We start from the raw sequence: 15509 nt of genomic DNA, 5'->3' as shown, positions 1-15509 counted from the left end.
CACATATTTGGTTTGTCGAAACAATGTTCAGTTTTCAAAGGTCTACCTTGTCGCGGATAACTAACTCCGTGACAACTTTTAAAGTATATCATGCTGTCAAAACACTGTCAACAACTTATTTAAACATTTAATTGAATAAATATCGGGATATTCATCCCCGGTTGAATAAATATTCTTAACAACGATTACTACTATATCAATAATTAAACGGACCGTCAAGCTTTTTTAACAATTAATCTAGCCGGTGTTTCTCGCCGTCACAACGGAACATTCATAAATTGACAACAGAAAATAGTTTACCAATAACAGCCACACCGGTCAACCCCTAAATGCATATTTAACAAAAAACGTTTCATCAACTGCCCCTGAACCCCGCCATAACGGTTAACACCACAAAAAAATTGCATTCAACCCCTATGGGCCGAATGCAATTCATCATTCTATTTCAGTTCTGGGGCATCGGTCTTGTAGTCCGAGACCGTACTCTTGCCATCGTTCTTAGACAGAAGACTGGTCTTCTCTTCCTTCTGAGCCTCTGCTAACTTCGCCATCGCCGGCGTGTACTTATAGCTAAAGGACGTCTTATCCACTTTCTTAAAGTTCTTCGGTGAATAGAACCGTAGGAGATCCCCATAGATAACCCGATCAGACAGAGAGAGCTCCGTCGTCACGTGGTTCTGTAGCTGGTCAACTTCTTTCTTCTGAGCCGCCGTCAGCGTGAGGACTTCTCCCGTCTTCGTATCATAGACGGTCCCCCCCACCTTCATATACTTCGGTGAGACAAAGTTCCCATTACGAAAGGCCACCGTCTGGTTTCGATTCTTGGCTAAGAGGTCTTGCCCAAATTGAACCGTATCCTGGTTTTTAACCCCTAAGAGGTCTAATAGTGTAGGCAAGACATCAATTTCGCCCCCGTAGGTGTGATTAATGCCACCCTTCAGACCATCCGCGTGAACCATGAATGGCACCTTCTGGAACTGTGTCAGGTCGTAACAGGTAATCTTATCCTTACCCAGAAGTTGCGCAATAGCTGGTCGATGATTGTTGGAAATCCCATAGTGATCCCCATAGGCCACGATCACACTATTCTTGTAGAGACCGACCTTCTTCAGGTAGGTCAAGAACTCTGCAAACGATTGATCAAGGTAATGGGCCGTCTGAACATAAGGGTCCACCGTCTTATCCCCGGTCTTCGTCGCTGGGAAGTCCGTATTCTTCTTATCTAACTCATATGGGTAATGATTGGTCAACGTAATTAGCTTGGCATAGAACGGCTGTGGCAACTGCTCAATGTACTTAGCTGACTGCTTGAAGAAGATCTTATCCTTCAGGCCATAGCCGACACTGTAGCCAGCCTTTTCCGTATACGCACTGGAGCTAAAGAAATACTGATAGCCCCATGACTTATACGTATTATCTCGGTTCCAGAAACTTGGCACATCCCCATGGAAGGCCGCGCTGGTGTAACCAGCCTCCTGACTCAAGATCGCTGGTGCCGCCTGGAACGTGTTCTGTGTCCCATAGGTCGTCATTGCAGACCCCTGTGGTAATCCAAACAGGGAGTTCTCCAGCATCATTTCAGCATCGGAGGTCTTCCCTTGCGCCACCTGGTTATAGAAGTTGTCAAACGACAACGTATTATCATTGTGATAGAACTTGTTCAGAGTTGGCGTAACCTCCTTACCATCCACCTTGTAGTCAATTAAAAACTGCTGGAAACTCTCCAAGTGAATGATAAAGACGTTCTTCCCCTTCTCCTTACCATAATACGACACATTCGGGCTAACCCGGTTCTGCTTCAAGTACTTCAGCACACTCTTCATGTCCGACGCATTGGCACTCGCCCGCGTCGCACTTTCCTTCTGTGTCTGATAAGCGTTAAACGCCGCATATTCATTAAGACCCAGGTATTTAACGATATAGTTATTATCAAAGGTCCGCGTCAATAAACCAGATCGGTCTGCATTCGCCATCCCAAACTCAGCAAACATCAGTCCAAATGACAACACGGTAATCGACAACGCATACCGCCGTTTGAATGGCCGTGGGTCAATTCGAATAACGTGGGTCACCAGTAAGATGATTAACACGATAATATCAACGTAAACGAAGAAATCATAGAGATGGGTAATCTGAGCGAGACTCTTACCTAGGTTATTGCCAACCGAACTCGAGCCCTTCATAATCCCAAATGACAGAAAGTCGGAGAACTCTCTGTAGTACACAACGTTCGCAAAAATCCAAGTGGATTCTAGCACGTCGATAATCAGCATTAGCCAGTAAGCTAATCTGCCACGGAAATACAGGGCAATCCCGAATACCAACAGGGCGGCCGGTAATGGGTTAATTAGTAGTAAAAACTGCTGCACACTGCCCTTAGCACCTAAGGTAAACTCAGTCTGATAGGCAATGTATGTTTTTACCCAAAATAAAACGACGATTAACAGGAAAAAGCCCATACGGGTGTTTAACCAATTCGTCTTCCGCTTAAAAAAGTTCGCCATGAGACTGCCTCCACATAATAATTAACATCATTCAAGTATAGCTGATATTATCGGGTAATCAATCCGATTGCGGAACCTTTGGAAAAATTCAATCTTTTCCCGATATAATAAAAAAACAAAACTATGGCACCCATAGTTTTGTTAGTTATCCGTCAGTAAATCAAATAATTCGATAGCCACCAGGTCGATGTTATCAAATTCAAAAGTCGTCTCCGGATTATGTTCGGTTAACGTGTAAGTGTGAGTAGCTTGGTTAAAGACAACCGTTGCCTGCTCAACGCCTTCCTTTTCAAAACGACGGGGCTGTGGCTCGTCGGTAGCATCCTCTTGCATCGCCTTTAAGCGATTGATGATGCCAATCAGTTGAGATTCTTCCATGATTGGTCCCCTTTCTAGCTTTCCACTAATGATTTTACCAAACTTGAGACCATATGACACGCCCAAATCGAGAAAAACTCATTGATTTCATGAATCTGATTCTTCGGTCACCCGATCTGGTCGAATGACCATCGCCACTAATCCTGCCAACATTCCGAAGTAGTAGGTCAATAACCGCCAGAGAATCATGGCCAATACCAGCTTACTGCTCGACGAGATATAACTCCGGAAGATCATTTCAAAGCTGTACTCCGCCCCACCGGCACCACCGGGGATTGGAAAAAGCGAAATGACCATCACGATCAGAATATGGAAGCTCGTGACCATGACGATATTTGCCGAGGTATAGCCCAGAGCTAACATAATGAAGTACGGGATCAAGTAGTAAAAGCTCAGCTGGAAGAACGTGATCACAAAGACCCGTAACATCAGCTTCCCCTTCCCACTGATTCGGACACTCTCGGCATAGAAGGAATCGATCTTACTGTTGATATTGCGTGACATCCGTTCATAGCGCTCTGGCTTCACAAACCATTTTACCGGATAGAGAACGACGGTCACCATCTTCTTGGTAAAGTTATACCAGAACATGATCATCAGTAACCCCACGATAACTGCCAGATGAATACAGAAACCAAAGACCACTAACCAGACCAGGGCATGTAGCTTATCCTGGATTTGGTTAAACCCAATCATCAAGGCAATTAAGAAGTTAATGACAATCATCGATTGGTAGACCACGAACTTCATCAATAGAACCGAACTTGCTTTCCCGGCATCAACCCCCGTTTGCATCAGGGCAATGAGCTGGGCGGGCTGACCACCTGAAGAAAACGGCGTGATCCCATTAAAAAGTTGTTCCACCATAGGAATCCGTAAGGCATCCTTAAAGGTGAAGCCAGTGATTCGATCGGAGATAAAGACCTTCACAATCCAGGCCTCTAGTCCCAGGTAGATGACCATGCAGGCCACCGCTACCCCGAACCACCAGAAATTAATATGAACAAAATCGTTCACGAGAACAGAAAACTTAATGTCCCGGAGTGAATAGGTGAAGATTGCAATCCCCACCAAAAACATAATCGTTAGAACCCACTTATTTCGACGGGACATGTCACTACCTCACTTTTGCTTGTTGCTGATAGAATTGCCGCCAGATCTCCGCTAAGTGGGCCTCGGAATAACGCTCCGCGGCTGCCAAACTTTGCTGGTGCCAGTGTTCCATGGCCGTTGGATTCTGTGGTAAGTCATGGAGTTGTTGATTCATCTCTTCATAATCTTTAGCCGGTTGGTAGTCGCCAGCGATGATGGCCTGATACAGGTCCAGATCACGCAGCAACACCGGTGTCCCGGTACTGAAGGCTTCTAACACAGACATGGGGAAAAGTTCATTAAACGATGGCAGCAAGAAGAGATCGGCCATGTTGTAGTAGTCCACCAGTTTGTCACGATCGACAATCCCCGGAAAACTCAGGTTGGCTGGCGGATCATCCACGACCTTCTTCAGTGCTGCATAGCCATCGGTCATCCGGCCAAATGAAAACCCACCAGCCCAGACAAATTGAATGGCCGGGTTGTTCTTCGCCAATTTAATAAAGTCGAAGAGCCCCTTACGTTCCTGAATCTGACCGATACCCAACACCGTAAAACGCTTGGTATCATACCCGTACTGTTGACGTAAGGCCACCTGACGATCGTGATCCACTGGATAAAACTCCTTGCGGCTCACAAAATTGGGAATATAGGTCACCCGTTCTGCGGGAATCCCATAGGCCACTAACTTAGGAATAAAAGTCGGGTTGACCACGACAATATGGTCCATCCGCTTATAGAACGCAATGACATATTTATAGAAGATTGACCGAAAAGGCTGGGGAATCTTCAGACTTCCTTCAAGTGTCTCCGGCAAGAAATGAACGTAACCAATCTTACGGCCGCGTCCAGGTAAAAATGTCGATAGATAGTAAGTCGGATTAATCGTATGGTAATGAGTGACGTCTACCCGACTGTATTTGTTAACCGTGACCTGAAACTCACCGTGCAGCCGCGTCTTTAACAAATTCATTAATTCATTGTACGCACTCCCCACACCCTGACCCTTAACCGAGTCGGCTGTGGAGAACATATTAATTTTAAGCATCAAATAACTCCCTTAATCAATCACTAAAATCCGGCGTATCCTCATGCGCCTCTTCGTAACTGGCCTGGGCGTCCTGATAAAAGGAAATGACCCGTTGACCAAAAGTATCGGCGGAGATTTCTGCCAGCTTACGTGCGAGCAGTTCTGGATTCTGTTCCTCATCCCCGTGACGCAGATAATCCACCACGTTGGCCACCAACTGATCCTCTGTCGAGAAGGTCACACCCAAGGCCCGGTCCGACAATAAGTCATCGGTATAGGGACTGGTCATGACCACGATCTTTGTTCCGGCCGCCATGGCTTCGATATAGGTCAGCCCTTGCGATTCCGAATCGGACGAAGAAAGGAAGACATTAGCCATGTGGTAGTAATGGAAGACTTCATCGTTATCAATCTCACCGGTAAAGGTAATATGGTCCATCAACCCAGCATCCTGAGCTTGTTGCTCCAGGTCGGCCTTGGCTGGCCCATCCCCAACAATCAACAGCTGTGCGTCGGGCACTTGTGCCAAGATTCGTGGCATAGCCGCAATACTAGCCTTGATATTCTTTTCGTAAGCCAGCCGACTCAACGACAGAATCACCGGCGTATCAGGCTTATAGCCCCACTGACGCCGCAAATTTGCCGTATCCGGTTGCTCATACTGGTGAAGGTTTACCCCAGTTGGAATGATTCGAATTGGGGTTTTAACCCCATAATCGGTTAAGGTCGTCAACACTCGGTCACTCGGCGCAACCACACCCGTCAGATGATAACAAAAAGCGAGTGTCGCTTGTTTCACATGAACCGGTTTTAAGATCTTACCGTTGGCCACATAGTGCAGATAATCCTCATACATGGTGTGATAGGTATGTAAGCAAGGAATTTCCAGGTTCCGCGCCACGAACTTACCGATCCACCCCATCGAGAATTCCGTCTGTGTGTGGACAATGTCCAAGTTCAGTTCCTTGGCAATTTGATACGCCTGGAACAGCCCGCGCACCGCAATCCGTCTGTCCGTAAACGAAACGAACGGAATGCTTGAAAACCGAAAGACATTTCGTTCATAAACATTCCGTTCGACGTGTGGGTCAGTCGTGGTAAAGATGTACACCTGATGGCCCTGTTTTTCTAGTTGATCACGCAACGTCTTGATCGACGTCGCCACCCCACTCACTTGAGGGAAATAGGTATCTGTAAATAAGCCAATATTCATCGCCAATCCCCCTTGCGTCTGCGTTTGGCTAAATCTTTTCTAATAACACGAAATACAATCATCACAATTATATGGGTTTGACTAGGGGATTGCAAACCTCAGCCCCAATCGCAAACAAAATTAAAGAGACGGCACCCAAAGCCTTTGTGGCCGGTTCCGTCTCCCTGTGATCTTTCAATTTAAAAGGCTTATCCCAGAACATCTGGCACGGCGGCCTGAACCATCGTGACAACTTCCTGGCTGGTACTAGCCGAATTAACCGCAGTCTCCGCCAGTGAAGTGAGTTCATGGGCATCTAACTGGCTAATAAGCTCCCGCGTCTTCAAGATGGCATTAGGCGCCATTGAGAACTCATCTAAGCCCATCCCCAGCAAGAGTGGAACTGCTATGGGGTCACCGGCCATCTCGCCGCACATCGCAATTGGAATCCCTGCAGCGTGAGCCGCTGAAATAACCCGATCGACTAGCCGCAATATGGCTGGATGGTAAGGCTGGTACAAGTAAGCCACATCCTGATTGGTGCGGTCAGCAGCCAAGGTGTACCCGATGAGATCGTTGGTCCCGATACTCATGAAGTCTACCTCGGCAGCAAATCGGTCAGCCAGTAAGGCTGCGGCGGGTACTTCCACCATCATCCCCACGTCAATCTTGCCCATAGCGACACGTGCCGTGGTGAGCTTAGCCCGCTCGTCGGCATAGATCGCCTTGGCCTGGCGTAACTCATCCAGCGTGGTAATCATTGGAAACATAATCCGCAGCTTACCGTAAGCTGAAGCCCGAATCAACGCCCGTAATTGGCTACGGAAGACCTGTTGGTGCGCCAGACTCTGGCGAATGGCCCGCGACCCCATAAAGGGATTGGCCTCATCTTGTGCAGCTCGATATGGCAAGGGCTTATCACCACCGACATCCAAGGTTCGAATCACCACGGGCCGAGGGGCCATGGTCGTCAAGATTCGCCGGTAAACCGTGAATTGCTCGTCTTCTGAAGGCAGATGATGGGCATCGAGGTACATAAATTCGGTCCGCAACAGGCCAATGGCCTCGGCCCCACCAGCCTCAACACGTGGCAAATCGGCAACCGTTCCCATGTTGGCGGCAAGCGTCACACCGACACCATCTTTGGAGACCGTGCCATGATGGCGGATGCTAGCCAAACGATCTTGATTCTGCTGGCGCTCGGCCATCTCTTGTTTAGCCGTCGCAACTTCTTCGTCGTCTGGCGCCACCACAACGTTACCTTGAGAACCGTTAACGATGACCATGTCACCATTCCCCAGTTGTTGCGTCGCCACCTGAGTCCCCACGACCGCCGGCAAATTCAACGAACGTGCCAGGATCGACGAGTGTGAGGTTCGGCCACCGGTATCGGTAATGAATCCCAAAACTTGTTGTGGATTAACCGCAATGGTTTCGCTAGCCACCAAATCATGCGCGACGACGACCACTGGATCGGTCACGAGGGCCAGATCCGGTAAGTCCACACCCAGTAACTTGGCCGTTACCCGCTTGGTCACCGCCCGGTAGGTTGCCAGGCGTTGTTGCAGGTACGGATTGTTCTGCAGACTCGTCAACCGTTGCTCGGCATCGTGAGTAACCGTGAGTAGCGCGGCCTCGGCATTGATCCGCTTTTCCTGGATAAGCGCCGTGACTGGATCAACCAGTTCGGCATCCCTAACCATTGCCATTTGCGCAATAAAAACCTGGGCACGATCCGCACCCAGGTTTTTATTTACACGAGTTTTTATCGTCTCAATATCCGAGGCGGCTGCTACAAGGGCCTGATGGAATCGCTCTATCTCTTTATCAAGATTTTGAATCGACCGCTGATGAATCTCGAGTTGCGGGTCAACCAGCCGAAAGACTCGGCCACAGGTTAGCCCATCACTCGCAGCGATCCCCTTGAGCATCGTCTTCATTATTTAGATAAACCCTCTTTTACCATGGTATCTGCAACAGCCTTCATTGCGTCGGCTTCGTCGTCACCATCGGTAGTGATGGTAATGTCAGCGTTTTGGCCGACACCCAATGACATCACACCCATGATAGACTTCAAGTTAACGGACTTGTCTTGGTACTGCAAGCTAACCTCTGAGGTGTACTTGCTAGCTGCCTGAACTAATAAGGTTGCAGGACGGGCATGGATACCAGTTTCGGATGTTACATGAAATTCGCGTTTTTCCATAATTGATCGATCTCCTTTAAGCTTAGGTTGACTTCTTATTGACGATGGCTCGCCTTGACCTTGCGCAGTGGTCAAACAACCATTGAACGAGTCATGCCTACCTACTAAGAATATCAATCTAACCACTAAATTACAAGTTGTTAGTGAACCGCTTACATAAAAAATTCGTCATTCGCCGCTATTTCCGGCGTCATGGTCATAATGATAGACGAGTTTTCCATCCTTGTGAGCCTGGCCCACCACACGTTTCCGAGTCTCAAAAGCCATGAAAGCTTTCTGAAAAGCCGGGAAGCTTGCCGGCGTTACTTCAAACTGGTCAATCTTGCCATCTTTGAGTTGATTCAATAAATCCGTGAAATCTTCTGCCACATTGCCACCCCCACTTCGTTGTTTCCTATATATTCTACGGTGCAACACCGCCGACGTCAAAAGAAATTTTAAATTTCCGAGACTGATTTTAGCATTCTATAGGAGAGAGTGCTAAAATAAAAGGCGTTCGTGAGGTAATCCCTCGTGCTACGCGGTTACTGGGTGAAACAAAATACTTGCACCCCCTAATCAGCGCGGTATAATGTGTTCAATGGTCAATAAAGGTCAAAGAATTTCATTGACCCCGTGGGACCTCCCACGAGAACTCCAGGCAAGAAAGGAGACGACAAGATGCTATGTCAAAATTGCCACCGCAATGAAGCAACGATTCACCTTTACATGAGTGTAAATGGGCAGCGGCAACAAGTTGACCTATGCCAAAATTGTTACCAGCTGCTGAAACAGCAACAATCAAACGATTCTGGAAATGGAGGTGGCCGTATGGCACAAGATCCATTCGGCTTTGGTAACCTGGATGATATTTTCCGGGCCATGCAAGGCGGTAACGGCAACGGTAATCCCTCAGATTATCGTCAAGCTTCCGGTCAAGGCAACCGGCCAACACAACCATCAGGCAACCAGGGCTCTGGCAATGGCCTACTCAATCAGTATGGTCTGAACCTCACGCAACTGGCAAAAGACGGTAAGGTTGACCCCGTCATTGGTCGGGACAAAGAAACGGCACAAGTCATCGAAATCCTGAACCGGCGGACTAAGAACAACCCCGTACTCATCGGGGAAGCCGGTGTTGGGAAGACGGCCGTCGTTGAAGGCCTTGCGGAACGAATTGTCGAAGGCAACGTTCCTCAAAAGCTCGCCAACAAACAAATTATCCGTTTAGATGTCGTATCTCTGGTTCAAGGAACCGGGATTCGTGGTCAATTCGAACAACGGATGCAACAATTGATGAAAGAGGTTCAGTCCAACCCGGACATCATCCTCTTCATTGATGAAATTCACGAAATCATGGGTGCTGGAAATGCCGAAGGTGGCATGGATGCCGGGAATGTTTTGAAGCCTGCCCTCGCCCGCGGTGATTTCCAATTGATCGGGGCAACCACGTTAAGTGAGTACCGTGATATTGAAAAGGACCAAGCGTTAGCACGGCGGTTCCAACCCGTAACGGTAGACGAACCGAGTGCCGATGAGGCCGTGAAGATTCTTAAGGGTATTCAAAAGAAGTATGAAGACTATCACCACGTTCACTACACGGACGACGCTATTGAAGCTGCCGTTCGGTTGTCAGACCGGTACATCCAAGACCGCTTCTTACCTGACAAGGCGATTGACCTGTTAGATGAGGCTGGTTCTCGGAAGAATCTGACCATTAACGTGGCGGATCCTAAGGCAATTGATGAAAAGATCAAGTCCGCCGAAGGACAGAAGCAAGACGCCTTGAAGCAGGAAGACTACGAAAAGGCTGCCTACTACCGTGACCAAGTGACAAAGCTGGAGAAGTCCAAAGAATCGGCAACAACCGCTGATCCGAACACTTCGGTTGAAGTCACAGTCAAGGATATGCAAGACATTGTGGAAGAAAAGACCAACATCCCCGTCGGTGAACTCCAAGCTAAGGAACAACATCAACTCCAGAGTTTGGGCACCGACCTCGAGAAACACGTTATCGGCCAGAATGAAGCGGTCGACAAGGTTGCTCGGGCCATCCGGCGTAACCGGATTGGGTTAAACGGAACTGGACGCCCAATTGGGTCATTCCTCTTCGTGGGCCCTACCGGTGTTGGGAAGACGGAATTAGCCAAGCAATTGGCCAATGAACTCTTTGGCTCGACGGATGCGATGGTTCGATTCGACATGTCTGAGTACATGGAACCACATTCCATTTCTAAGTTGATCGGGTCCCCACCTGGCTATGTTGGGTACGAGGAAGCTGGTCAATTAACGGAACAGGTTCGTCGTCACCCTTACACGTTGATTCTGTTGGATGAAATCGAAAAGGCCCACCCTGACGTTATGAATATGTTCTTACAAATTCTTGACGACGGCCGCCTGACCGATTCTCAAGGCCGAACCGTCTCCTTCAAGGACACGCTGATCATCATGACCAGTAATGCCGGGACCGGGGACGCCGAAGCCAATGTTGGTTTCGGTGCTGCCGCTAATGGCACGACACATTCCGTATTGGGGAATCTGACCAACTACTTCAAGCCAGAATTTCTCAACCGCTTCGACGATATCATTGAATTCAACTCTCTGAGCAAGGAAAACTTGATGCAGATTGTAGATCTCATGATTGGTGACGTTAACCAGATGCTGGCTGGCCAAGGCCTCCACATCCATGTCACGAAGCCCGTCGAAGAGCAATTGGTTAAGAAGGGCTACAATCCTGCTATGGGTGCTCGACCATTACGGCGAGTTATTCAAGAAGAGATTGAAGACCGGATCGCCGACTTCTACCTGGACCACGCAGATGTTAAGAATCTGGTGGCACGGATCGAAGACGATAAGATCACGTTGGCTGCCGACAATGACGCGGAATCAACATCCTCAACCGACTCATCGACCAATAAAGCTTAATCTTTAAATTCGAGAGACTCACGACAAGATCGTGGGTCTCTTTTTTTGGTCACTTGGCTGGTTTGTAACCTGTTACAATTTCGGTTATTGGGGAGTCCGTAAAAATGGTATACTAGGTTTTAAAGGAAACTTCTGGAGGTGACTGGCATGGCATTTTTTGACTGGATTAAACGACTCATCGAACCCAAACCCCGACGGCGACAACCGCAACCGGTATCGCCAACTCGGCGTCTGCCTTCGGTACCAACGACTCACGTTGAACCAGCCATCACGCCACCACAGCCCCCTACTCCTCCCCGTCCACCAAAACCTCAGGTACAGCCGCAGCCAGCACCATTGGGTCCCGCGGCAACCCTAGTGGTTCAGTTAGTGGACGAACACGACCGCCCTTTGCAACCGGCACTCGTGTTGACGGGTCACCAGGGTGAAAGTATCCATTACCATTTTCCTGAGATCACCGGCTACGCGCTCTTACGGATCACCGGCTTCACCCAAAACTTTATCAGTGAATACGGGCTAACAACTGCCATTTATCGACGCCGGCTCGGCCAACCCGTTATCGTGTATCTCGTCGACTTTGATTCCGGTCGTCTACTAGAATTGCCTCAGATCCATCGTGGTGGTCTGGCAACAACCTATGCCTTGACGCCACCGAACATCTCTGGCTACCACATTTTCCAGGCCCAGGGTCCGCAACGGGGCCAATTCACCGACAAGCCGGCCATGGTGGTCTACTACTACCGGCGGGATGCCTGGGAAATGGTGCAGCGCGTCCATCAGTACGTCTTTTTGCAAGCTGACCACCAGGTATACGATGAACCAGCGGGTCGAGCTTACACCTACCAGTTCCCAGCCGACTCACTGTGGCGACTTTTCATGGTTGTCACGTTGACCAACGGTGCAGTCTGGTATAACTTTGGTGGAAATCAGTGGCTATCCGCAGAACAAACGGTTCGCCGCGACCACCAATACGCCCAACCAGCCTTACCACCCGTCTCTCGCTGGCAACCAGAGCCCTTTGAACGAATGGGAACGGTTGATTACGTTCCTGGCTCGGCCGTGTCGATCTACCGTGAACCGTATGGCGAAACGGCTGGCCGGGTTGACCATGGTGAGCCCCTGGACATCCGGGGACGCATCGTCGATGACCAACAGCTGTTCTGGTATCAGATTGGGCCGGAAGCCTACATCAATGCGCGCTATGTTCGGTTAACCCCGATTGCAACACTTTAAATTCATGACTCTAGAGTTAACTCCGTAAAATCTCGACGATTCTACGGAGTTTTTTTCAAAAAATAGTTTCAGTCAAAAACAGGCGGCCCGACAATTGTCAGGCCGCCTGTTTCGTCATAAGCGTTGCTCGTTTATAAATTCTTATCCATATTGAACGTCAGCCGAGAGAGCGTCAGGCCCTTCTCGATCAGGTCGTTGGTAAATTTCGTTGTCGTTGCGCGCATGATTTCAGTCACCCGGTGGTTTTGCGTCGTCAGGTAGGCCGTTAAGTCGTCTCCCTCGAAGTTTTGGGCACCCTTCAAGGCATTAGCCACGTGGGTCCGCAACGTTTCTTTAGCGGCCGTCACGTAATCCGTGTCCTGTTCGATGAAGTCAACGTAGTGAGATTCCACAATCATCGACAACTTCCGATACATCCAGTAGGCACTCACATCGTCCAAATGGACCGGTGTCAAACTGTAAGAAGGATCGGTATCGGTGGCATTGGCAAAGAATGGCACGTAAGGACTGAAGGCTGGCACACCGAAGCAGACCCACATGATGGCAGAGCTTGCCTTAGGGACGTCGTTACGCAACTGTAAGACATGAGAGTTCTGTGTCCGGTTCATCGAGATTGGCCGGAACTTCAGCCGATCGGCATCATCCCCGGGGCCCAGTGGATCGTACTTGGTTTCGTTGTAGTGGGAACTCAGAATGTATTCGACATCTTCCACACTGATCTTGTGACTCGTCCGGCAGATGAATGGCAGGTCACTGGACTGGGGATCCTGAACTACTTCAGGATTCAGGCAACGTTGCCCATACCAAACCCGTGGCGTGTTGTAATGCCGGTCTTTTTCAGTACTCGTCCCAAAGATATGACGGAAATTCCAGCCATCCTGATCGGGATTCAAGTGGTTGGCCGTGACGAATTCCTGGATACCTTCGGAGAACATGAAGTTGTCGGGATCATCAAAAGCGACCTGCTGAATGGCAACCTGGTTAGCGGCAATGGCATAGGCATCGTCCGGAATCCGTTGCGCCACCCAGTGATGACCAGTGACGATTTCCATATACCAAACTTCATCATTGTCGGAGAACAGAACCCCGTTACCTTCTGGTGATCCATATTGCTTGATCAGCTTACCCAAATAACGCACCCCATCACGGGCCGAGTTAATGTAAGGCAGAACCAGCGTCTGTAAAGAATCTTCGGCTAATCCATTTGCCACCAAGGGATCGAAGGCCAAGGCTTGGGGATTGCCATAGACACTTTCAGTCGCGCTCATTGCGACGTTTTGATCGTTAATCCCACTCTCGGCATACTCCCCGGTCTTGTCGGTTTCCACGTTAGGCGTTGCCAGATAGCGGTAACCGTCACTAGGAATTGGTGCCGTGAACCCATTTTGATTTGAAACCCAGGTCCGGGCCGGTTGGTCATGTTCCGCCGGGTGAACGTAGAAGCGTTGTGGGGTCAATGCTAGGAAGGTGTCATCATTTCTAGCAATCATCGTTGATCCATCAACCGTTGCTTTTTTCCCAACCAACACCGTCGTGCAGGCCGTCAAATGTTTTGCTGCTTTCATTCAAACTCCACTCCTTATGTCTAAATCGTCCGACCATGGCGGATCCCGAAAATGAACGCGTCAAAGTCTATAGCCCATAGTTTACCGCTTTTAGGGAGCCAACACTAGATATCACTGGATTTCGTCATAATTAGGTGTGTTACACATTTTGAAATGTGTTGACATTTCCGGTGTGTCGTCTAAAATAGAGTTGTAACCAAGTTATATTTTTTTGAAACTGTTTGTGAAATGTTTTTCAAATAAATTAACCACACCTTTGGGAGGCCCTATTCATGAAAGTTACTGTAGTTGGATGTACCCATGCCGGAACATTTGCCATTAAACAAATCTTAGCTGAGAACCCCGATGCCGAGGTGACCGTCTACGAAAAAAATGACGTTATTTCCTTTCTTTCCTGTGGTATCGCCCTGTACTTGGGCGGTAAGGTTGCCGATCCTCAAGGACTCTTTTACTCTAGTCCAGAAGAACTAACTAAGCTCGGAGCTAACGTCCAGATGGGTCACAACGTCTTAAATATTGATCCCGAAGAGAAAACGGTTACAGTTGAAGACATGACCACTCATGAACAAGCAACTGATACCTATGACAAGCTCGTCATGACCTCTGGATCATGGCCCATCGTGCCAAAAATTCCGGGCATTAACAATCCACAGGTCAAGCTGTGTAAGAACTGGGCTCATGCTCAGGCCTTGATTGAAGACGCCAAGACAGCCAAACATATCACGGTTATCGGTGCCGGTTACATCGGCGCAGAACTCGCCGAAGCTTACTCCACGACTGGCCACGAGGTGACCTTAATCGATGCCATGGACCGCGTCATGCCAAAATACTTTGATTCCGAATTCACGGATGTCATCGAACAAGACTATCGTGACAATCACGTCCAACTGGCTTTGGGCGAAACGGTTCAAAGCTTTACACCTGAGGATGGCCGCCTGACCATTCAGACCAACAAAGGAAGCTACCAGACTGACCTGGCTATCCTGTGTATCGGATTCCGACCAAATACCGATTTACTTAAGGGTAAGGTCGACATGGCTGCCAACGGTGCCATCATTACCGACGACTACATGCGTTCATCCAATCCCGACATCTTTGCCGCTGGAGATAGTGCCGCGGTTCATTACAACCCGACTCACCAAAACGCCTATATTCCCCTGGCTACCAATGCCGTTCGTCAAGGGATCCTGGTTGGAAAGAACCTCGTTAAGCCAACCGTTAAATACATGGGCACGCAGTCCTCATCTGGATTAGCCCTTTACGGCCGGACCATTGTCTCCACTGGATTGACCTTGGCCTCCGCTAAGCAACAAGGTATCAATGCCGAACAAGTTATCGTCAAAGATAACTGGGTCTAGAATTTTTGGTGTTGGAAAGTATTTCCATTCCAAAAGTACTAGGCCCT

General features: G+C 48.8%; 11 protein-coding genes and 1 pseudogene. 3 read left to right on the top strand and 9 right to left on the bottom strand.

Going from position 1 to position 15509, the window contains the following annotated elements:
• Positions 1 to 440: 440 nt before the first annotated feature.
• The 8 genes from IV54_RS09285 to IV54_RS09250 form a co-directional block, all read right to left on the bottom strand.
• A complete protein-coding gene (locus IV54_RS09285) occupies positions 441 to 2504 on the bottom strand; it encodes an LTA synthase family protein (protein ID WP_057879081.1) in 2064 nt (687 codons plus the stop codon).
• A 141-nt stretch (positions 2505 to 2645) separates the two neighbouring features.
• On the bottom strand, positions 2646 to 2882 hold the full coding sequence (locus tag IV54_RS09280) for a YkuJ family protein (protein WP_020089680.1): 237 nt from the start codon (positions 2880 to 2882) through the stop codon (positions 2646 to 2648).
• A gap of 87 nt (positions 2883 to 2969) precedes the next feature.
• Positions 2970 to 3995 (bottom strand): lysylphosphatidylglycerol synthase transmembrane domain-containing protein, encoded by a 1026-nt coding sequence (locus IV54_RS09275; protein ID WP_057879080.1) that lies wholly within the window; start codon positions 3993 to 3995, stop codon positions 2970 to 2972.
• 4 nt (positions 3996 to 3999) lie between these two features.
• On the bottom strand, positions 4000 to 5022 hold the full coding sequence (locus IV54_RS09270; protein WP_057879079.1) for a glycosyltransferase family 4 protein: 1023 nt from the start codon (positions 5020 to 5022) through the stop codon (positions 4000 to 4002).
• A gap of 16 nt (positions 5023 to 5038) precedes the next feature.
• The gene (locus tag IV54_RS09265; protein WP_057879078.1) at positions 5039 to 6217 is read right to left on the bottom strand and encodes a glycosyltransferase family 4 protein; all 1179 of its coding nucleotides are present in this window, start codon (positions 6215 to 6217) and stop codon (positions 5039 to 5041) included.
• A 188-nt stretch (positions 6218 to 6405) separates the two neighbouring features.
• The gene (gene ptsP, locus IV54_RS09260; protein WP_057879077.1) at positions 6406 to 8136 is read right to left on the bottom strand and encodes a phosphoenolpyruvate--protein phosphotransferase; all 1731 of its coding nucleotides are present in this window, start codon (positions 8134 to 8136) and stop codon (positions 6406 to 6408) included.
• Positions 8136 to 8402 (bottom strand): phosphocarrier protein HPr, encoded by a 267-nt coding sequence (locus IV54_RS09255; protein WP_057879076.1) that lies wholly within the window; start codon positions 8400 to 8402, stop codon positions 8136 to 8138. Before IV54_RS09255 ends, ptsP begins: the two co-directional genes overlap by 1 nt.
• A gap of 168 nt (positions 8403 to 8570) precedes the next feature.
• Positions 8571 to 8771, bottom strand: coding sequence for a hypothetical protein (locus IV54_RS09250; protein WP_057879075.1), 201 nt, complete (start codon positions 8769 to 8771; stop codon positions 8571 to 8573).
• A gap of 291 nt (positions 8772 to 9062) precedes the next feature.
• On the opposite strand from IV54_RS09250, the gene IV54_RS09245 reads away from it, so the two are divergent.
• Together IV54_RS09245 and IV54_RS09240 are read left to right on the top strand one after the other, a co-directional pair.
• Positions 9063 to 11306, top strand: coding sequence for an ATP-dependent Clp protease ATP-binding subunit (locus IV54_RS09245; protein ID WP_057879074.1), 2244 nt, complete (start codon positions 9063 to 9065; stop codon positions 11304 to 11306).
• A gap of 147 nt (positions 11307 to 11453) precedes the next feature.
• Positions 11454 to 12539, top strand: a complete 1086-nt coding sequence (locus IV54_RS09240; RefSeq protein ID WP_057879073.1) for a MucBP domain-containing protein — start codon at positions 11454 to 11456, stop codon at positions 12537 to 12539.
• Between the two features lie 131 nt (positions 12540 to 12670).
• Here the strand turns inward: IV54_RS09240 and IV54_RS09235 are convergent, their stop codons facing one another.
• Positions 12671 to 14104 carry a C69 family dipeptidase gene (locus IV54_RS09235; protein ID WP_057879072.1) on the bottom strand — a complete coding sequence of 478 codons (1434 nt, stop codon included), beginning with the start codon at positions 14102 to 14104 and terminating at the stop codon, positions 12671 to 12673.
• Positions 14105 to 14376: 272 nt separating this feature from the next.
• Here IV54_RS09235 and IV54_RS09230 point away from each other — a divergent pair.
• Positions 14377 to 15456: pseudogene (locus tag IV54_RS09230) on the top strand (NAD(P)/FAD-dependent oxidoreductase); the annotation flags it as partial.
• Positions 15457 to 15509 lie beyond the last annotated feature (53 nt).

Source organism: Levilactobacillus paucivorans, assembly GCF_001437125.1.
Lineage (GTDB): Bacteria > Bacillota > Bacilli > Lactobacillales > Lactobacillaceae > Levilactobacillus > Levilactobacillus paucivorans.
The sequence above is the reverse complement of the archived record's forward strand: the minus strand, read 5'-3'. Positions and strand labels throughout refer to the sequence as shown.